The sequence below is a fragment of the Intrasporangium sp. genome, assembly GCF_035280925.1.
Lineage (GTDB): Bacteria > Actinomycetota > Actinomycetes > Actinomycetales > Dermatophilaceae > Intrasporangium.
In genome coordinates this window covers 36,708-60,906 of sequence record NZ_DATEEY010000206.1, presented here as the reverse complement: position 1 = coordinate 60,906, position 24,199 = coordinate 36,708, and the positions used below count along the sequence as shown (strand labels likewise).

Here is a 24,199-nt window from a genome sequence, read left to right as displayed (position 1 = left end):
CCAATGTCGTATGCCGCTGAGCTCGCTCCCGTGTGTGCGCTAGGTCATGCGGGAGTGGGCTTCTGGAGGCTCGCGTCTACAGTGGAATGGACAATCCCCAAAGACGTTGGAGAGGCATCACCATGACTGACCGTCCCGTGTCCGTGATCGTCGCTGGAGCCCGCACCCCGATGGGCCGGCTGCTGGGATCGCTCAAGGACTTCTCGGGCGCCGACCTCGGTGGCTTCGCCATCAAGGGCGCGCTCGAGAAGGCGGGAGTGCAGCCCGAGCAGGTCGACTACGTCATCATGGGCCAGGTCCTGCAGGCCGGCGCGGGCCAGATCCCCGCCCGCCAGGCCGCGGCCAAGGCCGGCATCCCCATGACCGTCCCCGCCATCACCATCAACAAGGTCTGTCTCTCGGGCATCAACGCCATCGCCATGGCCGACCAGCTCATCCGCGCGGGCGAGTTCGAGATCGTCGTCGCGGGTGGCCAGGAGTCGATGACCAACGCGCCGCACCTCCTGACGAAGTCGCGCGAGGGCTACAAGTACGGCGACGTCACGATGCGCGACCACATGGCCTACGACGGGCTGTGGGACGCCTTCACCGACCAGGCCATGGGAGCCTTGACCGAGCAGGCCAACACCGGCGAGCAGGCCTTCACCCGGGAGGAGCAGGACGAGTTCTCGGCCCGGTCGCACCAGCTCGCCGCGAAGGGCTGGAAGGACGGGATCTTCGACGACGAGGTCGTCGCGGTGTCGATCCCGCAGCGCAAGGGTGACCCGATCGAGTTCAAGTCGGACGAGGGCATCCGGGCCGACACGACGGCCGCCTCGCTCGCGGGCCTGCGCCCGGCCTTCAGCAAGGACGGGACCATCACCGCCGGGTCCGCCTCGCAGATCTCCGACGGCGCGGCCGCGGTCATCGTCATGAGCAAGGCCAAGGCTGAAGAGCTCGGCCTGACCTGGGTCGCCGAGATCGGCGCGCACGGCACCGTCGCCGGCCCAGACTCGACGCTCCAGCAGCAGCCTGCGCGTGCCATCACCAAGGCGTGCGAGAAGGAGGGCATCGCCCCGACCGACCTCGACCTCGTCGAGATCAACGAGGCGTTCGCCGCCGTCGGCCTGGCCTCGGCCAAGGAGCTCGGCATCGACGTCGAGAAGGTCAACGTCAACGGGGGCGCCATCGCGCTCGGTCACCCGGTCGGCATGTCCGGTGCGCGCATCGCCCTGCACCTGGCGCTGGAGCTCCAGCGGCGCAGCGGCGGCGTCGGCGCCGCGGCGCTCTGCGGCGGTGGTGGCCAGGGCGACGCGCTCATCGTGCGCGTGCCGAAGTCGGCCTGATCACGGCGCGACGAACCCGCATCCAGCACAGGTGACTTCACGCCGAACTGTTGACGTGCCCGCCCTGGTCGAGTCGGCCAGGGCGGGCTCGCCGCGCGCCGTGGCGCGCCTCATCTCCCTCGTCGAGGACGGCCATCCCGCCCTGCGCGAGGTCATGGCCGCCCTCGCGCCGCACACCGGGGGAGCGTGGGTCATCGGCCTCACCGGCTCACCCGGCGTCGGCAAGTCGACGTCGACGACGATGCTGGTCGGCGCCTTCCGGGAGCGCGGGCTGCGCGTCGGCGTCCTCGCCGTGGACCCGTCGTCACCGTTCTCGGGCGGAGCCCTGCTCGGCGACCGGATCCGGATGCAGGACCATGCGCTGGATCCCGAGGTGTACATCCGGTCCATGGCCTCACGGGGCCATCTCGGCGGCCTCTCGTGGACGACGCCGCAGGCCATTCGCGTCCTCGACGCCGCTGGCTGCCAGGTGATCCTCGTCGAGACCGTGGGCGTCGGGCAGTCCGAGGTCGAGATCGCCGGGCTGGCCGACACGTCGATCGTGTTGCTGGCCCCGGGGATGGGAGACGGCGTCCAGGCCGCGAAGGCCGGGATCCTCGAGATCGGGGACGTCTTCGTCGTCAACAAGGCGGACCGGGACGGTGCCGATGCGACGGTGCGCGACCTGCGGCACATGATCTCCCTCGGCGACCGCACGGAGCCGGGGCTCTGGCGGCCCCCGGTCGTCAAGACCGTCGCCGCGCAGAAGGTCGGGGTCGGCGAGGTGATGGAGGCGCTCGACAAGCACTGGGCCCACATGGAGGCCAACGGCGACCTGCGCCGTCGCCGTGAGCACCGGGCGGCGGACGAGATCGAGGCGATCGCGGTGGCGTCGCTCCGGGCGCGGTTGGGAGACGTGCGGGGCCATCACGGCCTCAGCACCTTGGCTGCCCGGGTCGTCGAGGGCGACACCGACCCGTACACGGCAGCCGACGCGCTGCTGACCCAGGTCGACATCTGACACGTCGGAACAACGGTCGCCCGAGGATGGCGGCTCAGGGGGGCTCTCAGCGGCAGCTCAGCGGCATCTCAGGGGCATCTCGCGGGCATACGGTGTGGGAATGTTGATCGCCTTCTCCGTTGCCCCCACGGTTGCCGCCGATGACACCGGATCGGTGAGCGAGGCCGTCGCCCGCGCCATCACCGTCGTCCGGCAGTCCGGCTTGCCCCACCGGACCGACGCGATGTTCACGACGGTCGAGGGGGAGTGGGACGAGTGCATGGCCGTGGTCAAGCAGTGCTGCGACGTCATCGGCGAGGCGTCACCTCGCGTTGGGCTCGTGCTCAAGGCCGACATCCGGCCCGGATTCAGCGGCGAGCTCGACGGCAAGCTGGAGCGCCTCGAGGCGGCCATTGAGCACCAGTCGGACGGCTGAGGGTGGCGGGGGACCCTTGCGATCGGACCCGCGCGAGCCAGTGGCGAACGCCTCATCCGGTGGCCGGACCGGTTTGTACACCATGGGGCGGTTTGACCTGCCAGGTCGTACCACATCGATTTGGTGAGTGGGGGCGGGGCGTGCGTATGGTGGATGGCGGTCGGGCCACGGTCCCGGCCGCTCGATCGTGCGTGCCGCGCGGTCGGGACGCGTCACCGAAAGGCCCCCTCTATGCCCCGCCCCGCCACCCGCCGACGTGGACTCGTGGCGGCGCTCGCCACCGTCGCGGTGCTGAGCGCCTGCACCGGCAACACCGACGACCGAGCGGAGTCCACCCCCACCCCGGCAGTGGCCGCAACCGCCGCCGCGTCGACGGCGGACACCACGCTGAAGTCGGCCGTCGCAGCGCTGGCCGACACGTCCCCGACGGGTGAGGCAGCCCGGGAGGCGGTCTTCACCGGCCCGGCGCTCGAGTCGGCGAATGCGTGGGCCAAGACGTTGCCCGGCAAGACTCCCGCGCAGAAGGCCGACGCGCAGCTGTCCACGTCTGGCGCGGAGGTCATCGGCGTCTCGCGCGTGGGCGACGAGCCGAAGCAGCTGCTGGTCGAGACGACCCTTGAGAAGTCCCAGGCAGCCGTGCTCGCCCTCCTCGTCGGCGACGAGGCGGGCCAGGAGTTCAAGGTCGCGGCCCTGACCCCGATGCTGACGGAGGCGCGGGTCGACGAGCTGGACGCCACCTCGATCGGGTCGGAGGCCATCGGCTCCGGCGAGGGGCTGGCGATCACGCCGGAGGAGGCCTCGCAGTCGTTGGCGGACTCCCTCAGCTACCCCGAGCCGGAGGAGACCACCGCGCTGGTCGAGGACCCGTTCTCGGCGCAGCTGCGTCAGTCCGCTGCCGCGCAGGCCAAGGCCATCTCGGCGAGCGGGACGTTCACCCAGTCGCACGAGCCGAAGGACGTCCTCGGTGGCCTGCGCCTCAAGGACGGTTCGGGCGCGATCGTCTTCACCCATCTCGTGCGCACCGACAGCATCGCCATGCGGCAGCCCACCAAGCTCAAACCATCGAAGGACCTGACGCTCCTGACGGGCATCAAGCAGATCACCAGCGAGGCCAGTCTGGAGTCCAACCAGATCGTTGCGCTCGTCATCCCGACGGCCGGAGCCGCCCGAGTCGTCGCGGCCTGGGACCAGCTCGTCGGCGGCACGGGTCGGTGAGGCAGGATTGATCCATGAGTCAGCAGCCCTTCACGGCAGCCGCCTTGCGCGGTGCCGTCGACCTCTCCTCGCTCAAGCGTCCGGCCCAGCCGGCTGGCCCCGCATCAGGCGGGGGAGCCGCCCCCACCACCTCCGGTGGTACTGCCGGCGTCACCGTCGACGGTTCTGACGCGGCGCTTCGCGACATCATCGCGGCGAGCGCCCGTCATCCCGTCGTGCTCGTCCTGTGGTCGTCGCGGCTCGCCGAGTCGGCGACCTTCGTGGCGACGGCCAAGCAGGTGGCGCAGCGGTATGGAGGCCGCTTCCAGCTCGTCACGGTCGACGTCGACAGCAACCCTGCCACGCTGCAGGCCTTCCAGGTGCAGGCCGTGCCGGTGAGCTTTGCGTTGATCCAGGGTCAGCCGGTGCCGCTGTTCGAGGGCGCCCAGCCCGAGGCGCAGTTCGCCGCGGTGATCGACCAGGTGCTCGCGCTCGCCGCCCAGAACGGCGTCACCGGCACCGTGTCCCCCGACGCCGACGCAGACGCCCGGGCAGCCGAGACCACCGGCGACAGCGACGGCGAGCCGGCCGAGGCGGCAACTCCGCTTCCACCGCTGCACCAGAAGGCCTTCGACGCCATCGAGGCGGGCCAGCTGGACGAGGCTGCCGACGCATACCGTGAGGCGCTCGCCCAGAACCCAGCGGACACGGACGCCAAGCTCGGCCTGGCCCAGGTCGGACTGCTCCAGCGCACGGCCGGCGTGGACCTCGCCGCAGCTCGCGCAGCGGCTGCCGACGCGCCCACCGACGTGGACGCCCAGGTCCTCGTCGCCGACCTCGACCTGCTCGGGGGTCATGTGGAGGATGCCTTCCTGCGCCTCGTCGACACGGTTCGCGTCACGAGCGATGCCGACCGCAACAAGGCTCGTGAGCACCTCGTCGAGCTGTTCGACATCGTCGGCCCGACGGATGAACGGGTCGTCAGAGCGCGCAAGGCGCTCATGAGCGCCCTGTTCTGACCGTCTCGACCCTCAAGCCGGCCCACCCCGGGAGCGGCGCTTCACGCTGCGCCCAGCCCGGCGGCATACGGCATCGTGGTGACAACGCAGAGGTGCCGCCCGCTCGTGTGAGCGGGCGGCACCACCCGGGTGTGCCGTCGTCAGCGGCGACTACTCGACGGCGCCCACGGCGTTGACGATGCCGTCACCGTAGAAGCCGTTGAAGTCGGCCGTGCCGACGCACGTCGCCGTGAACTCAGCCGAGCGGCCGACGTCCTCGTACGACATGACCCCGCCGGCCGGGCAGGCGTGGTCGCGCGCCGTGTCCATGAGGATGCTGCGCGTCAGGGCAGGTGCCAGCCCGAAGTTGCTGGCCGTTGTCCCGGTCCCGTGTGCGCCCACCACGAGTGCAGCGACGCCGGAGGCGTGCGGCGCTGCCATCGAGGTGCCCTGGAGCCACTGGTAGTACGCACAGGCCGAGGTGTTCTCGTTGTGCTTGCCGTTGACGCAGGACTTGAGCGTGCCCAAGTCGCGGCCCAGCTTGGTGATGTTGCCGTTCTTGTCGACCTGGCCCTCCGCCTGCAGGACGTTGAGAGGGGCGGCCGACAGGATCAGGTTGCCGTTGGTGCGGTGGGAGTCCGTGCCGAGGCCGTCGCGGAACCAGCCACCCGGTGCGGACACCTCGATCTCACCAGAGGTCAGGTCGGTCGTGTAGTTGGAGAAGTCCGACTTGCGCTCCGACGGACCCAGGGCAGAGACGCCGATGACGTTCGGGCCCTCGGTCGGAAGGTCGAGGCACTTGGAGTTGTCGATCGTGCGCTCCCACGGCTCGGTGTCCCAGTTGTAGATCGGGTTGTCGTAGTCGGGCGACGAGAAGTCGTGCCGCGGCTTCGACAGGTCCTCATGGTTGTTGCCGAGAGCACCGACGAGAGCGACGCCGTGCTCGGTGGCGTAGCCGAGCGCCCGGGTCATCGCGTCGATGACCATGTTCTGCTCCGCGACCGCTTCCTGACCGCCGTTGGTGATGTCCTCCGGAGCGCCGCCGCGGCAGTTGTACAGCCACGGGTCGACGTAGAAGGACATGTTGACGACGTCGATGCCGCTGTCACCTGCATAGGTCAGCGCGTTGACCACAGGGCCGAGGAAGAAGTAGCCGCTGTCCTGGCCGCCGCGGATGTTGACGATGCTGGTATCGGGCGCGATGCCGCTGATGCCGACGCCGTTGAGGGCCGCGCCGATGGTGCCGGCCACGTGGGTCCCGTGGCCGTTGTCGTCGGTGTTCGCCGGGTCGACGCAGTCGCCGGTCTCGCAGGCGCCGTCCACGGCCGGGATGTCCGTCGTGAAGTTGCGCGACAGCGCGTTGTCGAAGTTCGGGGCGATGTCGAGGTGGGTGCCATCGACGCCGGTGTCGAGGATGCCGACCCGGACCTTGTCACCGGTCTCAGTCGCGCGGGCCGTGAAGGCCTCCACCATCTCGTGGCCCCACAGGAATCCGTCGAGGGGGTCGGCTCCCTCCGGGGCCGCGGGCACCTTGGTGCTGCCGTTGGCCCGGCTCTTGTTGAAGACGTGCTCCTTCTCCACCGGGTCGGGCTTGACCTTGATCGCCGTCGGGGCTTGGCCCACGGCTCGGTTCAGCGCCGCACCCTGAACGCTGGCCAGGTTGCGCGCCTTGGCCGCGAACCCGGCATCCGTCGAGGTGACGGTGACGAGACCGATGGCGGTGTTCTGGTTGATGACCTTGGCCCCCGCCCGGGTCAGTTGACTTGCCAGCTCTGCGGCGGACACGCCGCTCTTCGCCAGGACGTAGTACGTGCGGGCCGCGCTCTGGGTCTGTGTCGATGCCGCGGTGGCTCCTGCGCTTGCCGCCAGTCCACCGAGACCGGCAGTGGCCAAGGCGATGGCGCCGGTGACCGCAACCATGCGAGATCGTCGCATCCGAATCTCCTCTGTCAGGTGCTGGGCACTTCGTCGTGCCCAAGGGCCAACCTAGGCCCTCCGGAGACCTCCGGAACGTTACAAGCGCGACGAATGCGCATACCACCGATTCGACTTTCGCGCATTCCGAGGACGTGGCACCGCCGTCGCGGGACCATCCTTGTGACGTGGATCACCACAATCGTGGGCTCGGGGCCGTCATGTCGAAGGGAAAGATCCATGCTCGGACGAACGACTCGGCGGCTGGCCGCCGGTGCAGCACTGGCAGGCGCACTCGTTCTCGGTAGTGGCGCTGCGGCGTTCGCACACGAGTGCTACAACGCGAGCCGCTCCGACAAGGGCAACGAGATGGCCGGTTCGAACTCGCAGGCCTGGTTCACGCTCGTCGTCAGCGACGCGATCCAGGGCGACGCCGACTCGGGCTTGATCACCCAGGAGCAGGCCGACTGCATCACCGAGGCCTACGCCGAGACTGGCGCCCCGGCGTCCTTCACCATCCACGTCAAGGGCGCCAACGGCCAGGACGGCGTCATCGCAGGCCACAACCCCAACGATGGTCTGATGACCAACGGCAAGGGCATCGACCACGCGTTCGACGCGTATGGAGACGCGATCTTCGGCAGCTACGCCGCCTGCGGCGTGCAGTTCTGAGCCGCTGCTGGTGGATCCTCGAGATGTCCCGCGTCTCACTCGTGGCAGGCGCCGGGACACCTCGAGAAGCAGATCCGGGTCGGCGGGGACGTCAGTCGGCCGACTCGGGGCCCTCGTCCGGCTCGACGGTTCGGACCTTCGCTTCCTCGAGATGTGCCAGGACCGCGTCGGCCAGGTCCCCGGGCGCGGCCGCGTTGGCGTCGAGCCACAGACCCCACCGGGGGGTCGCCGAGACGCGTGGGTCCTCGAGGACGACGACGTGAACGGTCTCCGGCGCAGCGAGGTCGAGGAAGTCCTCGAGGTGTCCGCCGGTGACGACGTCGCACACCACAGCGTCGAACCCCTCGAGCTGGTACGTCTCCGCGGCAGCGAGGCACGCTGACCACCGCAGCAGACGGTGGCGGACGCCCTCCAGACCGACGTCGTTGTCGGGGACGCGGCCGCTCACGACCATGGCGTCGACCTGCGCCCCCGCGACGACCAGGCACCTCGGCAGCCGGTGGCCGAGCTCCAGCCCGACGGCTGCTGCCGCGTCCTCGCTCGGCGCCGTGACGAGGAAGAGCCGGCCGCGCGCCACGGGTTCGTCGGTCATCCGCGCAGCGCCGCGTCAACGACCTCCTTGGCCTCTGCCTGGACCTGGGCCAGGTGCTCGCGGCCGCGGAACGACTCGGCGTAGATCTTGTACACGTCCTCCGTGCCGGACGGCCGGGCGGCGAACCAGGCGCTCTCCGTCACGACCTTGAGCCCGCCGATCTTGGCGCCGTTGCCGGGCGCCTCGGTGAGCTTTGCCGTGATCGGTTCTCCGGCAAGCGATTCCGCGGTGACAGCGGCTGCCGACAGCGCCGACAGCTTCGCCTTCTGCACACGGTCGGCGGGGGCATCGATGCGGGCATAGGCAGGCGATCCATGCCGCTCGGCGAGATCGGCGTAGTGCTCGCTCGGGGTCCGTCCCGTCGCGGCGAGGATCTCCGACGCGAGCAGCGCGAGAATGATTCCGTCCTTGTCCGTCGACCAGACGGTGCCGTCGAAGCGCAGGAAGCTCGCCCCCGCCGACTCCTCACCACCGAACCCGACCGACCCGTCGAGCAGACCGGGCACGAACCACTTGAACCCGACAGGCACCTCGAGCAGCCGACGGCCCAGATCCGCGGCGACGCGGTCGATCATCGAGGAGGACACGAGGGTCTTGCCGATGGCGGTGTCGGGGCGCCAGCCGGGCCGGGCGCCGCCGAAGAGGTACTGGATCGCAGCCGCGAGGTAGTGGTTGGGATTCATCAGCCCGTCGTCCGGCGTGACGATGCCGTGCCGGTCGCTGTCCGCGTCATTGCCGGTCGAGATGTCGAACCGCTCCTTGCTCTCGATGAGTGATGCCATCGCCGCCGGGGAGGAGCAGTCCATCCGGATCTTGCCGTCCCAGTCGAGGGTCATGAATGACCACTGGGGGTCGATCTCCGGGTTGACCACGGTGAGGTCGATCGCGTGTCGTTCGGCGATCGCGCCCCAGTAGTTCACCGACGCCCCACCGAGGGGGTCGGCGCCGATCCGTACGCCGGCTTCCTTGATCTTCGCCAGGTCGACCACGCCGGGCAGGTCTTCCACGTAGATACCCAAGAAGTCGTATGCCGCTGAGCTCGCTCGCGCCTGGTCGTACGGGGCGCGCTTCACTTCCGTCAACCCCGCGCGGATCAGCTCGTTCGCCCGTGCCGCGATGACCGAGGTCGCGTCGGTGTCCGCGGGGCCGCCATGCGGCGGGTTGTACTTGAAGCCCCCGTCCGAGGGCGGGTTGTGGGACGGGGTGACGACGATGCCGTCGGCGAGCCCGGTGGAGCCGGACGTCTTCCCACGGTTCGCACGGAGGATCGCGTGCGACACCGCAGGAGTGGGCGTGCAGCTGTCGCGGTCGTCGACGAGCACCTCGACGCCGTTCGCGACGAGGACCTCGAGCGCCGTCTTCCAGGCGGGCTCGGACAACCCATGGGTGTCGCGGCCGATGAAGAGTGGGCCATCGAAACCCTGCGAGGCCCGGTACTCACAGATGGCCTGCGTCGTCGCGAGGATGTGGTCCTCGTTGAACGCCGCGTTGAGGCTCGAGCCGCGGTGACCGGAGGTGCCGAAGACCACCTGCTCGTCGGGGTTGTCGACGTCCGGGTGCTGGTCATAGTAGGCGGCGACGAGCTCGTCGACGTCGACGAGGTCGTGCTCTTGGGCGGGCTGTCCGGCGCGCGGGTGGGTCATCAGGGGCCTTCCTTCGACGTGGGCTTCGTGCGACGCTGCCTCGTCGCGCCCGCCGGCTTCTCGGCCGGCTCGGGAATGAGCCAGAGGGCAGACAGGCGCGGGACGGTGATGGTGGCGGCGTGTGACTGCTGCTGCCACGCCTCGGATCGCGCCTCGACGACGACACCGGTGCTGCTCGGGGCACTCGGGTGGTAGCCGGCCGTGTCCAGCACGACGCGCCACGCCCCGGCGCGGGGAAGCCCGACGCGGTAGCCCTCCCGCGTCTCACCGCTGAAGTTGACGATGCAGGCGACGACAGGGGCGTCGAGCGCCTGGTCGCCCGCGCCAAAGCGCAGCCAGGCAAAGGTGCTGTGGGCGGCGTCGTCGGCGTCGAGCCATTGGAAGCCGGCCGGGTGGGAGTCGAGCTCCCACAGCGCGGGGTTGGCCCGGTAGATGCCGTTGAGGTCCTTGACGAGGTTGTGGACCCGATAGTGGAGGGGCAGGTCGAGCAGCCACCAGTCGAGGCTGCGGCCCTCGGACCACTCGGACTCCTGGCCGAACTCGCATCCCATGAAGATCAGCTGCTTGCCAGGATGGCTCCAGATGTACGCCAGGAAGGCCCGCAGCGTCGCCACCTGGTCCTCACGGGACCCCTGCGACTTGCGGAGCAGGGAGCCCTTGCCGTGGACGACCTCGTCGTGGCTGATCGGCAGGATGTAGCTCTCGCTGAAGGCGTACATGAGCGAGAAGGTCAGCTTGCCGTGATGGTGGCTGCGGAAGAGGGGGTCCTGGCCGAGGTAGCTCAGGGAGTCGTTCATCCAGCCCATGTTCCACTTGAAGCCGAAGCCGAGGCCGCCCCGGTCGGTCGGCTTCGTGACGCCTGGCCACGCCGTCGACTCCTCGGCGATCGTGACGATGCCGCCGACCCGCTTGTACGCCGTCGCGTTGGTCTCCTGGAGCAGCGCCACCGCCTCGAGGTTCTCGCGACCGCCGTGCCGGTTGGGCACCCACTCGCCTGCCTGGCGGGCGTAGTCGAGGTAGAGCATCGAGGCGACGCCATCGACCCTCAGACCGTCGATGTGGAACTCCTCGAGCCAGTAGATCGCGTTGGCGACGAGGAAGTTGCGCACCTCGGGCCGACCGTAGTCGAAGACGTTGGAGCCCCACTCCGGGTGCCACCCGAGGCGCTTGTCCGGGTGCTCGTAGAGCGGCTCGCCGTCGAACCGGGCCAAGGCCCAGTCATCCGTGGCGAAGTGGCCGGGGACCCAGTCGAGGATGACCCCGATCCCCGCCTGGTGCAGCTCGTCCACGAGGTAGCGGAAGTCGTCGGGGGTCCCCCAGCGCGAGCTCGGTGCGTAGTACCCGGTGACGTGGTATCCCCAGGAGGGGACGTAGGGGTGCTCCATGACCGGGAGGAGCTCCACGTGGGTGAAGCCGGCGTCCCGGACGTAGTTGACGAGGTGCTCGGCCAGCCCCCGGTAGCCCAGGCCCTGACGCCAGGACCCGACATGCACCTCGTAGATGCTCATGGGACCGACGTGGGCGTCCGCGCCCTTGCGTCGCTCCAGCCACGCGTCGTCGTGCCAGACGTGGTGCGACTCCGTGACGATGGCGGCCTGCTTCGGGGCCACCTCGGTCATGCGGGCCATGGGGTCGCTCTTGAGGCGGACGACGTCGTCGGCACCTCGAATCGCGAACTGGTAGTTCATCCCCTCACCTGCGCCGGGGAGGAACAGCTCCCAGACGCCCGACTCGCCGAGCGCCCGCATCGGGTGCGACAGCCGGTCCCAACCGTTGAAGTCGCCGATGACGTGGACCGCCTTGGCGCGGGGGGCCCAGAGGGCGAACGAGACGCCCCAGGCATCGCCCATGGGTCCGGGGTAGTTGCGCAGGTGGGCGCCGAGCACCGTCCACAGCTGCTCGTGGCGCCCCTCGTTGATCAGGTGCCGGTCGATCTCGCCGAGTGTGGGGGCGAAGCGGTACGGCTCGTCCTGCTCGTGCTCGATGCCGTCGCCGTAGGTCACGAGCAGGCGGTAGTCGTGGGTGCTGCCGAAGTCGGGCGACGTCATCGACCAGATGCCGTCCCGGATGTGCTGGAGGTCCACCACGTCGCCCGAGTCCAGGCGCGCCCGGACCGAGGTCGCGAGGGGGCGGTAGCAGCTGATGGTGAGCCCACCGGGCCCGAGGTGGTGCCCGAGCAGGTCGTGCGGCTGTCCGATTCGTCCTTGGAGAAGGGCGTCGACGGCAGCGTCGTCGAGACGTGGCCGGGAAGGACCTGATGGACCGGATGGGCCGGACGGCGCCGGTGGCGCGGGGGTGGACGGGGGACCTGGTTGCGGCGGTGTCCTGCGTTCCGGGCTCATCGTGTCGGGCCTTTCTCGGAGAGGATCCGCCCAACGGCCTCGACGGGGATCGGCAGCCAGGTCGGGCGGTTTCGGGCCTCGTAGTCCACCTCGTAGAGGGCCTTGTCGAGCTCCAGGACCCGGACCAGTGTGCGGTCGTCCGCGTCGAGCTCACCGGCGACAGACCCATACCCATCGACGAAGGCGAGCCGACAGCGGGCTGCCCACGCGCTGGGCGCGTCGGTCGTGTCGTCGGTTGAGGCCCGCCCGCTCAGGCGAACGGACCCGGCCACGTAGTCGAACGACCGCAGCATCCCCGCGATGTCGCGGTGAACGAGGTCGGGGCGGACCCGCTCGGCGAGCGGCCGCAGCGGCTCTCCCTCGAAGTCGAGCGCGACCCACCCACGCTCGGGCACGTCCAGCACCTGGCCGAGGTGGTAGTCCCCATGGATCCGCTGGAGTGGCGGCCACGCCACGGAGCTGAGCCGTCCGAGCAGGGCCTCGACGTCGGACGCGCGCACGGCAAGCTCTGGCACGTCGGCAACGGCAGCGGCATACCGTGCTCGCATGGATCGCAGCAGCGCCTCCTGGGCCTCGGCAGAGGCGTCCTCCCTGCCGAGCGTGGCGGCCAGCGACTCGTGGATCTCCGCGGTCATCATGCCGAGCTCGCGAGCCCGGCCGGTGAAGTCGGTCCCCGAGGCTGCCGCGACGAGGGCGACCCGCCAGGCGTCCTCCACCCCGGGGATGAACTCCTGGGCGAAGGCGAGCTCGCCGTGCTGCTCGGCCCCGGAGCCGGCCGGGTCGTCCCAGGCGCCGGACAAGTGACCGAACGCGGCCGGCACCCGCGTCGAGCCGGCTTGCGTCAGTGCGGACTGGATCGCGACGTCGGGGTTCTCGCCGTCCTGGACGATGCGGAACACCTTGACGATGAGCGGCTCCGCGGGTCCACCGTCGCGCGCTCCCATCCGGCAGATGACCGAGGTGTTCGACTGCTCCCCGGTGAGGACCTTCGAGGACGTCACCGTCCCCGTCGTGAGGCCGGTGGGCCGGCCGACGGCCAGGGCGTTGCTCCCCTGCGAGGCCTGGCCGTCATCGCTCTGCCCGCCGGTGAGGATCGTGTCGACGAGGCCGGCGACGTAGACCGGGTCGTGCGGGCCGTCGTACACCCACCGTGGGCCGAGAACGCTGTGGTCCATGGTGCCGATGAGCGCGTGCTCGGCTCCCTCCAGCGGGGCGCCCCGATAGCTGAGTGGCACCTGGTAGACGACGGGCGGCGACGCGGCCCGGTCCGCGACGAGGATCACCTCCACGCCGACCTGCCCCTCCGGGTCCTCGAAGCGGAACCCTCCGACCCGCTCGAGCTGCGGGGCCCGGCCCTTGGCTGCGTACCACCGCTGGTCGGGCATCCATGCCGTGACCAGCTCGAGCTTCGACGGAACGATCGAGGCGCCCTTGTGCACGGTCGCCATCAGGATGCCTCCGCCCCGCGCAGCTGGAGCCAGAAGAAGTCACGCGTGCCCAGGGTGATGGTCACCCGGCCGTCCTGGGCGACCCACGGGAACCCGCTGCCGCCGAACAGGTCGACGAGCTGACGGCCCGCGAAGCGCTCCGGCAGCGTGATCGTGGCAGCCTGAGGGCGGCTCGACAGGTTGCTGACGCAGAGCACCGCCTCCGCAGGGTCGCCAGCCTCAGCCTCCATCGACCGCGTGAAGGCCAGGACGGTCTCGTTGTCGGCGCCGACCACCTCGAAGTCGCCGAGTCCGAAGACCGGGTGGCGGCTGCGCACCTGGAGCATGCCGCGGAGCCAGTGCAGCAGTGAGGCCGAGGTGGCCATCTGCGCCTCGACGTTGACGTTGTTGTAGTGGTAGACGAGGCTCGAGATGACGGGCAGGTAGAGCTTGCCCGGGTCGACGCTCGAGAACCCCGAGTTGCGGTCGGGCGTCCACTGCATCGGGGTGCGCACGGCATCCCGGTCGGTGAGCCAGATGTTGTCACCCATCCCGATCTCGTCGCCGTAGTAGAGGCACGGCGATCCGGGGAGCGAGAGGATGAGCGCGTGGATGAGCTCGATCTCCGGTCGTGAGTTGTCCAGCAGGGGCGCGAGCCGGCGTCGGATGCCGACGTTGGCCCGCATGCGTGGGTCCGGCGCGTACCAGCCGTACATGGCGGCCCGCTCCTCGGGCGACACCATCTCGAGGGTGAGCTCGTCGTGGTTGCGCAGGAACGTGCCCCACTGGGTTCCCGGCGGAATGGGTGGGGTCTCCGCCATCACGGAGACGATCGGCTCGGCCCTCTCCTCACGCAGCGCGTAGTAGAGGCGCGGCATCACGGGGAAGTGAAAGCACATGTGGCACTCGGGATCCTCCTCCGTGCCGTAGTAGTCGACCACCTCCGCCGGCGGCTGGTTCGCCTCGGCGAGCAGGATCCGGCCCGGGTACTCCTCGTCGACCATGGCCCGGACCCGAGCGAGGAACTCATGCGTCCGGGGCAGGTTCTCGCAGTTGGTGCCCTCCTCCTCGAACAGGTAGGGCACCGCATCCAGTCGGAAGCCGTCGATCCCGAGGTCCATCCAGAACCGGACGATGTCGAACATGGCCTCCTGGACCGCCGGGTTCTCGAAGTTGAGGTCCGGCTGGTGGGAGAAGAAGCGATGCCAGAAGAACTGCCGGCGCACCGGGTCGAACGTCCAGTTCGAGACCTCGGTGTCGACGAAGATGATGCGGGCGTCGGGATAGCCCTCGTCGGTGTCGGACCACACGTAGTAGTCACCGTACGGGCCGTCGGGCTCGGCCCGGCTGGCCTGGAACCACGGGTGCTGGTCGCTCGTGTGGTTCATCACGAGGTCCGTGACGATCCGGATTCCCCGGGCGTGCGCCTGCGACACGAGCTCGGTGAACTCCGGCAGGGTGCCGAACTCCGGCAGCACCGCCTTGTAGTCGGCGATGTCATAGCCGCCGTCACGCAGCGGCGACGCGTAGAACGGCGGCAGCCAGAGGCAGTCGACGCCGAGCCACTGGAGATAGTCGAGTCGGCCGATGAGACCGGTGAAGTCGCCGGCTCCGGAGCCCTTGGAGTCGGAGAAGGCCCGGACCAGCACCTCGTAGAAGACGGCCTTGCGAAACCACTGGGTGTCGTACTTCAGGCCGGGCTGGGCGAGGTTGAGTCCCTGCATGAGCTCAGTGGCCCCTCACGCTGAAGATGTGGACCGGCTCCGTGTCGGGTCCGAGTCGCACGTAGTTGTCCCGTCGCCAGGTCCAGGTCTGGTTCAGGACGTGGTCGTGCACGTCGAACGTCGACCACGTGGCAAGCCCCAGGGCCTCCATGTCGAGGTGCACCCAGGTCTCGCGGGTCGCGTGGGGATCCAGGTTCGCGACGACGAGAACCGTGTCACGGTGTCCGTCGACCAACCTCGTCTTGGAGTAGACCAGGAAGCTGTCGTCGTCCGCGCGATGGAAGCGAAGGTTGCGCAGCCAACGCAGCGCCGGGTGCCAGCCGCGGATCTCGTTGAGCCGCTTGAGGTACCACGCCAGCGACCGGCCCTCGAGCGGACCACCGGACTCGTGGAGGTACCACTGCCGGTCCTTGTACTCGTACTTCTCGTTGTCGAGCTGCTCCTCGGCGCCCGGCCGGGCGACGTGCTCCATGAGCTCGTAGCCGGCGTAGATGCCGTACGTGGGGACCATCGTCGCCGCGAGCGCAGCACGCAGCTTCCACGCGGTCGGGCCGCCGTACTGCATGTAGGGCGTGAGGATGTCGTGGGTCGTCGGCCAGAAGGACGGGCGCATGTAGGCCGCGGCGTCCCCGGAGAGCTCGCGGCCGTACTCCTCGAGCTCCCAGGCCTCGTTGCGCCATGCGAAGTACGTGTAGCTCTGCTGGAACCCGGCCTTGGCGAGGGCGTGCATCATGGCCGGCTTGGTGAACGCCTCGGAGAGCCAGATCGTCTCCGGGTGGTCCTTGGCGACATCGGCGATGAGCCACTGCCAGAAGGGAACCGGCTTCGTGTGGGGATTGTCCACCCGGAAGATGCGGATGCCGTGGTCGAGCCAGACCTGGATGACCCGCCGGACCTCCGCGTAGGCGCTCGCCGGGTCGTTGTCGAAGTTGAGCGGGTAGATGTCCTGGTACTTCTTCGGCGGGTTCTCGGCGTAGGCGATGGTGCCGTCCGCCCGGGTCGTGAACAGCTCCGGATGGGACTGCACCCACGGATGGTCGGGCGAGGCCTGCAGCGCGAGGTCGAGTGCGACCTCGAGGCCGTGGCGCCCGGCCTCCGCGACGAAGAAGTCGAAGTCCTCGAACGTTCCGAGGTCAGGGTGAATGGCATCGTGGCCGCCGTCGGCCGACCCGATGGCATAGGGCGACCCGGGATCGCCGGGCTCCGGGGACAGCGTGTTGTTCCGTCCCTTGCGCGCCGTCGTGCCGATCGGGTGGATCGGGGTCAGGTAGACGACGTCGAAGCCGAGGTCGGCGATCGCGGGGAGCCGCCTCGCCGCACTTCGGAACGTCCCTGACGTCCACTCACCCGTCTCCGGGTCCCGATGAGCCCCTTCCGACCGCGGAAAGATCTCGTACCAGGCGCCGTAGAGGGCGCGCTCGCGCTCCACGAGGAGGGAGTACGGCTGCGTGGGCGAGACGTACTCGCGCAGGGGCATCCACGAGGCCAGCCCCCTGATCTCGGGGGAGGTGGCCGCCCCGAGGCGGTGGGCGGCATGGCGGTCCCGGTCGCGGAGCGCCGCGATCCCCTTGTCGATCTCGCTCGCGTCGACACCCATGCCACGGACCGACTCGGCGAAGCGCTCGAGGACACGGACGCCTTCGGCGCACATGAGCTCCTCGTCGACACCCGCGCCGATCTTGATCTCGGCGTCGTGGACCCACGTGGCATAGGGGTCTGACCAGCCCTCGACGCGGTACGTCCACCAGCCCGTCCGGTCGGCGCGCACCGTGGCACTCCACTCGGACAGGCCGAGGTTGTCGCAGTGCATGGCGAAGTAGTGGTCCTGGCCGTCCGGGTCCCTGAGCACCGCCTGCGCATTGACCGCGTCGTGTCCCTCCCGGAACACCTTCGCCCGGATGACGAAGTCCTCACCGACGACGGACTTGGCCGGGCGCTGACCGCAGTCGACGATCGGTCGCACGTCCATGACCGGAATGCGCCCGATCGGGCTCGCGCCGCCCGCCATGCCCTCGACGGTCGGTGCCGTGCTGGCCGGGCTGGCGGGGGCCAGGTGGGTGGCCCCCGCCTCGGTGTCGTCGGTCAGGCCGACCTCGGCAACCGGTGTCGCCGTGGGCTCGACGGTCGCTCTCGTGCTCCGCCTGAGGGGCGGTTTGGCGGGCTGGTTCGGACGAGATGTCGGGGAGGAGCCAGTCACGGATCGACCGTATCGAATGTGCGTCGGTTCGCACCCTCTGCTTCGCCCGCGGACTTCAGCGCCGGGCCCGTCCGATCCCGCCTTGGCCGTATGCCGCTGGGCTCGCCCCTCGTCGAGTGTGCAGTCCGTGCCCGTGCAGTCCGAGCGAGTGTGCACTCCGTGCCCGCGCAGTCCGAGCGAGTGTGCACTCCGCGCCCGCGCAGTCCGAGTCGAGTGTGCAGTCCGCGCCCGTGCAGGTGACTTCCGACCACGCCAAGGACGTGGCCCGTACCGGCTCGCACACTCGTCTGGGACGGTGCCGGGCGCGGACTGCACACTCGACTGAAAGCTTGGGCTGGGCACCCAGCCCACATTCGACGCGAAGCCGGCCCAGCGGCATACGGCCCTGAGGTGTTGTGCAAGACCGCTGAAACGGTTGCAAGATCTTGCCGCGACCAGCCGTATGCTGTCCCCTCGTGAAGGCTATCCGTCGCTTCAGCGTCCGCACTGTCCTGCCCGGCCGCATCGAGGGCCTCGGCGTGCTCGCCAGCAATCTCCGCTGGTCGTGGCACCCGGAGACCCGGGACCTGTTCGCCAGCATCGACCCCAAGGAATGGGCCGACACGAAGGAGGACCCGGTCCGTCTCCTCTCCCGTCTCTCGGCCGAGCAGCTCGCTGCCCTGGCGGCGAACGATGAGTTCGTCGGGCGCGTCGTCGCCGCGAACGAGGATCTGCACTCATACCTGACGAACGAGCGCTGGTACCAGGCCTGGAGTCGCGAGCAGGAGGCCGCCGGTCGTGCTGCTCCGAAGGCGATCGCCTACTTCAGTCCGGAGTTCGGCATCACGTCCGTCCTCCCGCAGTACTCCGGTGGTCTCGGCATCCTCGCCGGCGACCACCTGAAGACCGCGTCCGACCTCGGTGTGCCGATCGTGGGCGTCGGCCTGTTCTACCAGACCGGCTACTTCAAGCAGTCCCTGTCTGCTGATGGCTGGCAGCTCGAGTCCTACCCGGTGCTCGACCCCGACGGCCTGCCGCTCTCCCTCGTCCGAGAGGACGACGGCAGCCCCGCCGTCGTGTCGATCAACCTGCCCGCCGGGCGGGTCCTGCACGCCCGCATCTGGCGCGCCCAGGTCGGCCGGGTGCCGCTCCTGCTGCTCGACTCGGACGTCCCGGGCAACGACGAGCAGACGCGCAAGGTGACCGAGTCGCTGTACGGCGGCGGCGGGGACACCCGCCTCGAGCAGGAGCTGCTTCTCGGCATCGGCGGCGTCCGGGCGCTGCGTATCTGGTCGCGCCTGACCGGCGCGCCGGCGCCGGAGGTCTACCACACCAACGAGGGCCACGCCGGCTTCCTCGGCGTGGAGCGGATCGCCGAGCTCGTCCATGACCACGGACTCACGTTCGACGAGGCCATCGAGGCGGTGCGCTCCGCGACCGTCTTCACGACGCACACGCCGGTCCCCGCAGGCATCGACCGCTTCGACGCCCACAAGATCGAGCTCTTCTTCGGCGGGCCCAACGGCCTGCCGGGCGTGCCCGTCGAGCGGCTGCTCGCGCTGGGCGCGGAGGACTACGAGGGCGGTCAGCCGGGGATCTTCAACATGGCGGTCATGGGGCTGCGCCTCGCCCAACGCGCCAACGGAGTCTCCCAGCTGCACGGGCACGTGAGCCGGGAGATGTTCGAGGGCCTGTGGCCGGGTTTCGACGAGGAGGAGGTGCCGATCACCAGCATCACCAACGGGGTCCATGCACCGACCTGGGTCGACCGGAAGGTCTACGACGCGGCGCGCGCCCACCTCGGCACGGCCGATGTCGCGGGTGCGAACGCCTGGGAGCGGGTCTCGAGCGTGCCGGCGGAGGCCATCTGGCAGGTCAAGGGCGACATGCGCGCCGCGCTGGTGCAGGAGGTCCGCCGGAGGGTCCGCTCGTCGTGGCTCAAGCGTGGCGCTGCACCTGCCGAGCTCGGCTGGGTCGACGACGTGCTCGACCCCGACGTGCTGACGATCGGCTTCGCCCGGCGCGTGCCGACCTACAAGCGGCTCACCCTGATGCTCAGCGACAAGGAGCGACTCAAGCGCCTGCTGTTGCACCCGCAGCGGCCGATCCAGCTCGTCATCGCGGGCAAGTCACACCCGGCGGACGAGACCGGCAAGCGGCTCATCCAGGAGATGGTGCGGTTCGCGGATGACCCCGAGATCCGGCACCGGGTCGTCTTCCTCCCGAACTACGACATCGCGATGGCGCAGGGGCTCTACCCGGGTTGCGACGTCTGGCTCAACAACCCGCTGCGTCCGTTCGAGGCGTGCGGCACGTCCGGGATGAAGGCGGCGCTCAACGGCGGGCTCAACCTGTCCATCCTCGACGGCTGGTGGGACGAGTGGTTCGACGGGCAGAACGGCTGGGCCATCCCGACGGCCGACGGCGTCGAGGACCCGGACCGACGCGACGACCTCGAGGCCGCGGCGCTCTACGAGCTCATCGAGCACAACGTGGCGGCGACCTTCTACGACCGCGACGAGGCGGGCATCCCGCGCAGCTGGATCGCGATGATCACGCACACGCTGGAGACCCTCGGGCCCAAGGTCCTGGCGAGCCGGATGCTGGAGGACTACACCGAGCAGCTCTACGGCCCGGCAGCTGGCGCCGGACGCGCCCTGAACGGCCCCGACTTCAAGGGCGCTCGTGAGCTGGCCACCTTCAAGGCCCGGGTCCGGTCCGCCTGGCCCAAGGTCCGCGTCGACCATGTCGAGCCGTCCGGGTTGTCCGACTCCCCGCAGATCGACGACACCCTCCACGTCAGCGCCTTCGTCGACCTCGGTGGTCTGACGCCGGAGGACGTCGAGGTGCAGCTCGTGCACGGGCGGGTCTCGGACACCGACGACCTGCGCGAGGTCATCGCGGCGCCCCTGGAGCTCGTCGAGGGCTACGACAACGGGACCTACCAGTTCGCCGGAGAGCAGGGCCTCACGCGCACCGGATCATTCGGCTACAACATCCGGATCGTACCGAAACACGCGGCGCTCGCGTCGCCCGCCGAGCTCGGGCTGGCCCGCAACGCCTGACCGTTGTGTCGGGTGTGCAGTAAGTGACGTTCCTGCTGACAGTCGGGACGACCTTGGCACTGTCTGCACACTCGACTGCTACGTGGGGTCGTGGGCGCTCCACAGACGCATGGAGGACGGCGACATCGTCACGTCCGCGCCCGCAGGCACGGTGGGTCCGGGGGGAGCCGGGCGCTCCCGCGCGCTGTCCCACAACAGGTCGTATGCCGCTGAGCCGGGTGCTGTGGGCAGCGTGACCTCCGCCGCCCACGCGCTCCCGTTGACCTGGAGCAGGACCGAGCGGTGCCCTTGCCAGGCGCCGTTGAGCAGCGCCTGGAGCGCGTCGACGGCGGGACCGTCCCACCGCCTGCCCATCTCCTCGCCGTCGCCGCCGTACCAGGCGAGGTCGGTCGAGCCGTCGGCGTGCACCCGGCGGCCGGAGAAGAACTGACGTTGCCGCAGGACCGGATGGTCCCGTCGCAGCGCGACGAGGTGACGCACCGTTTCGAGGAGGTCCTCCTGCCACTGCTCGAGTTCCCATGAGTACCAAGAAATCTCGTTGTCCTGGCAGTACGGGTTGTTGTTGCCCTGCTGGCTCCGGCCGAACTCGTCACCGCCGTTGATCATGGGCACGCCGGTCGACAGCAGGAGGGTGCCCATGAGGTTGCGCATCGAGCGTCGTCGTGTCGCGTTGACCGACCCGTTGTCGGTCGGCCCCTCGACGCCGTGGTTCCAGGACCGGTTGTCGTCCGAGCCGTCCAGTCCGCCCTGGCCGTTCGCCTCGTTGTGCTTGCGGTCGTGGGCCGTCAGGTCGGCCAGGGTGAAGCCGTCATGGGACGTGACGAAGTTGATCGACGCGATGGTCCCGCGGTCGAGGCTGCCGAAGAGGTCCTGCGAGCCGGCGATCCTGGTGGCGAGGTCGCGCACGCCATGGCCGGTCTCGCCGGCCGTGGACGCCGCCAGGTCGGGGAGCCAGAACGTCCGCACGGCGTCGCGGAAGCGGTCGTTCCACTCGGACACGGGTGGCGGGAACTGGCCCGTCCGCCAGCCGTGCAGCCCGAGGTCCCATGGCTCGGCGATCAGCTTGACGCGCGACAGGACCGGGTCGGTCCGTAAGGCCACCAGGAACGGGTGAGTCGGGTCATACGCCTCGTCCCGCCCGCGCGCGAGGGCAACCGCGAGGTCGAAGCGGAACCCGTCGACGTGGCACTGCTGCACCCAGTAGCGCAGCGAGTCGAGCACCATCCCGGCGACGATGGGGTGCGACAGGTCGAGCGTGTTGCCGCACCCGGTGACGTCGATGTCCTGCCCCCGCGCATCGAGCCGGTAGTAGGCACGTGAGTCGAGTCCCCGCCAGGACAGGGTCATGCGGTCCTGGGCCTGCTCCGCAGTGTGGTTGTAGACGACGTCGAGGATCACCTCGATACCGGCCGCGTGGAGCAGCTTGACCATGCCCTTGAACTCGTCGACCACGCCCTGCGGGTCGTCGGCCGCCGCATAGCCTGCATGCGGCGCGAAGAAGCCGAGGGTGTTGTAGCCCCAGTGGTTGCTCAGGCCCTGCGCGACGAGCTCGGGCTCGTGGGTGAAGGAGTGGATCGGCAGCAGCTCGACCGCGGTGACGCCCAGGCTCTGGAGGTGCTCCACGAAGGCCGGATGCGCCAGACCGGCATAGGTGCCGCGGAGGTGCTCGGGAATGTGGGGGTGGAGCGCAGTCGCGTTCTTGACGTGGACCTCGTAGACCACCGACTCAGTCAGTGACCGCCGAGGCGGCTCATCCGCCCCCCAGTCGAAGGTGTCGTCCACGATGACGGAGCGCGGAAGGTATGCCGCTGAGTCACGTCCGTCGATCACGGTCAGGTCGCCGGTGAGGTCGGGACCGACGTGGTGGGCGAAGAGAGCCGAGTCGAGCGTGACGTCTCCGTCGAGGGCCCGGGCGTACGGGTCGAGCACGAGCTTGCTGGGGTTGTAGCGCTGCGCGCGCCCTGGCTCCCAGGGTCCGTCGGCGCGGAAGCCGTAGCGCTGGCCGGCGCGGACTCCCGGCACGGTGCCGAACCAGGTGCCGTGCGCGCGCTCCAGCAGGGGGACGCGCCGCTCGGACTCGCGGCCCTGTGCGTCCCGGTCGAAGAGGCAGACCTGCACCGCGGTGGCGTTCAAGGCATGGACGGAGAACACCGCCCCCTCCGCAGTGAGGTGGACCCCGTGCTCCGGCGGGACATCGGGAGATCCTGGGGGAGGAGACGGCACGGCCTCAGCCTAGAGCGCGGGGGAGGGGACGCTGGGACCGAGCCCAGCGGCATACGGCCCCTCGGTCGAGTGTGCAGACCGTGCCGGCACGGCACGGACGACTGACGGGGACGAGGCGGCACGAAGTGCACACTCGACAGAAGAGGACTTTCGTCTGACGCGTGCATGTGACTGGCACCTGCCTCGCTCGTTACGGTGGGGCCATGACCGATCCGACTTCCCTGCCCAACTTCCAGCCGCACGCACCTGCGGGCCCCCCGAACGGCGCCGCGAAGAGCGACGCTCCCGTGCGCGACCGCATCGTCGCCGTGCTCGCGGAACTGGGGTTGCAGGCCAAGGTCGACAACGACGGCGACCTCGAGTTCGTCGTCAACGAGCAGACGCTTTTCGCTCGGGTCGCAGAGGGGGAGATCCCCCTCGTCCGCTTCTTCGGTCAGTGGCAGCTTCAGGAGCCGGTGTCCCCGGACCGCAACGAGCGCCTCGCCCGGTGCAACGACATGACGCTCCAGCTCAACGTCGTCAAGATGTGCCTCGTGCAGGAGAGCCTCGTCGTCTCGGCGGAGCACGTCGTGCCGGAGTGGGCCGACCTCAAGCTGCTCACGCCCCTGTCGATCAACCACATCCTCCAAGCCGTTCAGTTCTTCTTCCAGTCCTGGCTCCCTGCCGATGACCAGGCGCAGCCGGGTGCTGGCGACGCGACGCAGGGAGGCCAGTGATGGGGGAGTTCGTGCGGCTCGAGGTCGAGGACGGCATCGGCACGATCCGGCTCGACCGACCCAAGATGAACGCCCTCAACGTCCAGGTCCAGGAGGAGATCCGCGCCGCGGCCCTCGAGGCGACCGACCGCGCGGACGTCAGGGCGGTCATCGTGTGGGGTGGTGAGAAGGTCTTCGCCGCGGGGGCGGACATCAAGGAGATGCAGAGGATGTCCTACACGGACATGGTCGACCGCTCCGGTCCGCTCCAGACGTCCATCACCGCCGTCGCCCGGATCCCCAAGCCGGTGATCGCCGCCATCACCGGGTATGCGCTCGGCGGCGGGTGCGAGCTCGCCCTGGCCTGCGACTTCCGCGTCGTCGCTGATGACGCGAAGCTCGGCCAGCCGGAGATCAACCTTGGCATCATTCCCGGAGGGGGCGGCACGCAGCGGCTTGCGCGTCTGGTCGGCCCCGCCAAGGCCAAGGAGATCATCTTCAGCGGCCGCCACCTCGACGCGCAGGAGTCCCTCGCCATCGGCCTCGCCGACCGGGTTGTCCCCGCCGCCGACGTGTACTCGGCGGCGCAGGAGTGGGCCCGGCAGTACGTCAGCGGCCCGACCTATGCGATCCGGGCCGCGAAGGAAGCCGTCGACCGGGGGCTGGAGGTCGACCTCGAGACCGGTCTGGAGGTCGAGCGGATGCTCTTCGCCGGTCTGTTCGGCACACGCGACCGCGAGATCGGCATGGCCGCGTTCGTCGAGCGGGCCGAGGCGCAGTTCGAGGGCAAGTGA

Annotated in this window: 17 protein-coding genes; 9 read left to right on the top strand and 8 right to left on the bottom strand. The window is 69.6% G+C overall.

Annotation, left to right across the window (positions count from 1 at the left end; all coding sequences use genetic code 11):
- The first annotated feature begins 122 nt into the window (after positions 1–122).
- The 5 genes from VJN29_RS18525 to VJN29_RS18505 all read left to right on the top strand — a co-directional run bounded on the left by VJN29_RS18525 (position 123) and on the right by VJN29_RS18505 (position 4,953).
- Positions 123–1,325 (top strand): acetyl-CoA C-acetyltransferase, encoded by a 1,203-nt coding sequence (locus VJN29_RS18525; protein WP_324145116.1) that lies wholly within the window; start codon positions 123–125, stop codon positions 1,323–1,325.
- Between the two features lie 31 nt (positions 1,326–1,356).
- Positions 1,357–2,325, top strand: coding sequence for a methylmalonyl Co-A mutase-associated GTPase MeaB (meaB, locus tag VJN29_RS18520; protein WP_324145115.1), 969 nt, complete (start codon positions 1,357–1,359; stop codon positions 2,323–2,325).
- 100 nt (positions 2,326–2,425) lie between these two features.
- Positions 2,426–2,740, top strand: coding sequence for a thiamine-binding protein (locus VJN29_RS18515; protein WP_324145114.1), 315 nt, complete (start codon positions 2,426–2,428; stop codon positions 2,738–2,740).
- Positions 2,741–2,971: 231 nt separating this feature from the next.
- On the top strand, positions 2,972–3,955 hold the full coding sequence (locus VJN29_RS18510; RefSeq protein ID WP_324145113.1) for a hypothetical protein: 984 nt from the start codon (positions 2,972–2,974) through the stop codon (positions 3,953–3,955).
- A gap of 14 nt (positions 3,956–3,969) precedes the next feature.
- Positions 3,970–4,953 (top strand): tetratricopeptide repeat protein, encoded by a 984-nt coding sequence (locus tag VJN29_RS18505; RefSeq protein ID WP_324145112.1) that lies wholly within the window; start codon positions 3,970–3,972, stop codon positions 4,951–4,953.
- 150 nt (positions 4,954–5,103) lie between these two features.
- Here VJN29_RS18505 and VJN29_RS18500 read toward each other — a convergent pair whose 3' ends face one another.
- Positions 5,104–6,867 (bottom strand): S8 family peptidase, encoded by a 1,764-nt coding sequence (locus tag VJN29_RS18500; RefSeq protein WP_324145111.1) that lies wholly within the window; start codon positions 6,865–6,867, stop codon positions 5,104–5,106.
- A gap of 219 nt (positions 6,868–7,086) precedes the next feature.
- On the opposite strand from VJN29_RS18500, the gene VJN29_RS18495 reads away from it, so the two are divergent.
- On the top strand, positions 7,087–7,518 hold the full coding sequence (locus tag VJN29_RS18495; protein ID WP_324145110.1) for a hypothetical protein: 432 nt from the start codon (positions 7,087–7,089) through the stop codon (positions 7,516–7,518).
- Between the two features lie 91 nt (positions 7,519–7,609).
- Here VJN29_RS18495 and VJN29_RS18490 read toward each other — a convergent pair whose 3' ends face one another.
- The 6 genes from VJN29_RS18490 to VJN29_RS18465 are packed head-to-tail and all read right to left on the bottom strand — an operon-like array spanning position 7,610 to position 17,443.
- On the bottom strand, positions 7,610–8,110 hold the full coding sequence (locus tag VJN29_RS18490) for a hypothetical protein (RefSeq protein ID WP_324145109.1): 501 nt from the start codon (positions 8,108–8,110) through the stop codon (positions 7,610–7,612).
- Positions 8,107–9,753 carry a phosphoglucomutase (alpha-D-glucose-1,6-bisphosphate-dependent) gene (gene pgm / locus VJN29_RS18485; protein ID WP_324145108.1) on the bottom strand — a complete coding sequence of 549 codons (1,647 nt, stop codon included), beginning with the start codon at positions 9,751–9,753 and terminating at the stop codon, positions 8,107–8,109. The genes VJN29_RS18490 and pgm overlap by 4 nt, the downstream gene beginning before the upstream one ends.
- Complete coding sequence (glgB, locus tag VJN29_RS18480) at positions 9,753–12,095, bottom strand: 1,4-alpha-glucan branching protein GlgB (RefSeq protein ID WP_414654423.1); 2,343 nt, start codon at positions 12,093–12,095, stop codon at positions 9,753–9,755. The genes pgm and glgB overlap by 1 nt, the downstream gene beginning before the upstream one ends.
- Positions 12,092–13,543: a maltokinase N-terminal cap-like domain-containing protein gene (locus VJN29_RS18475; protein WP_324145106.1), complete on the bottom strand. Its 1,452-nt coding sequence runs from the start codon at positions 13,541–13,543 to the stop codon at positions 12,092–12,094. The genes glgB and VJN29_RS18475 overlap by 4 nt, the downstream gene beginning before the upstream one ends.
- Complete coding sequence (gene treS / locus VJN29_RS18470) at positions 13,543–15,246, bottom strand: maltose alpha-D-glucosyltransferase (protein ID WP_324145105.1); 1,704 nt, start codon at positions 15,244–15,246, stop codon at positions 13,543–13,545. Before treS ends, VJN29_RS18475 begins: the two co-directional genes overlap by 1 nt.
- 4 nt (positions 15,247–15,250) lie before the next feature.
- Entirely contained in the window at positions 15,251–17,443 is a 2,193-nt protein-coding gene (locus tag VJN29_RS18465) for an alpha-1,4-glucan--maltose-1-phosphate maltosyltransferase (protein ID WP_414654422.1), read from the bottom strand.
- Positions 17,444–17,898: 455 nt separating this feature from the next.
- Between VJN29_RS18465 and glgP the strand changes: the two genes are divergently transcribed.
- Positions 17,899–20,487, top strand: a complete 2,589-nt coding sequence (gene glgP / locus VJN29_RS18460; RefSeq protein WP_324145104.1) for an alpha-glucan family phosphorylase — start codon at positions 17,899–17,901, stop codon at positions 20,485–20,487.
- A gap of 78 nt (positions 20,488–20,565) precedes the next feature.
- Here glgP and glgX read toward each other — a convergent pair whose 3' ends face one another.
- Positions 20,566–22,710 carry a glycogen debranching protein GlgX gene (gene glgX, locus VJN29_RS18455; protein WP_324145103.1) on the bottom strand — a complete coding sequence of 715 codons (2,145 nt, stop codon included), beginning with the start codon at positions 22,708–22,710 and terminating at the stop codon, positions 20,566–20,568.
- A gap of 203 nt (positions 22,711–22,913) precedes the next feature.
- Between glgX and VJN29_RS18450 the strand changes: the two genes are divergently transcribed.
- Positions 22,914–23,426 (top strand): T3SS (YopN, CesT) and YbjN peptide-binding chaperone 1, encoded by a 513-nt coding sequence (locus VJN29_RS18450; protein WP_324145102.1) that lies wholly within the window; start codon positions 22,914–22,916, stop codon positions 23,424–23,426.
- Positions 23,426–24,199 carry an enoyl-CoA hydratase/isomerase family protein gene (locus VJN29_RS18445; RefSeq protein ID WP_324145101.1) on the top strand — a complete coding sequence of 258 codons (774 nt, stop codon included), beginning with the start codon at positions 23,426–23,428 and terminating at the stop codon, positions 24,197–24,199. The genes VJN29_RS18450 and VJN29_RS18445 overlap by 1 nt, the downstream gene beginning before the upstream one ends.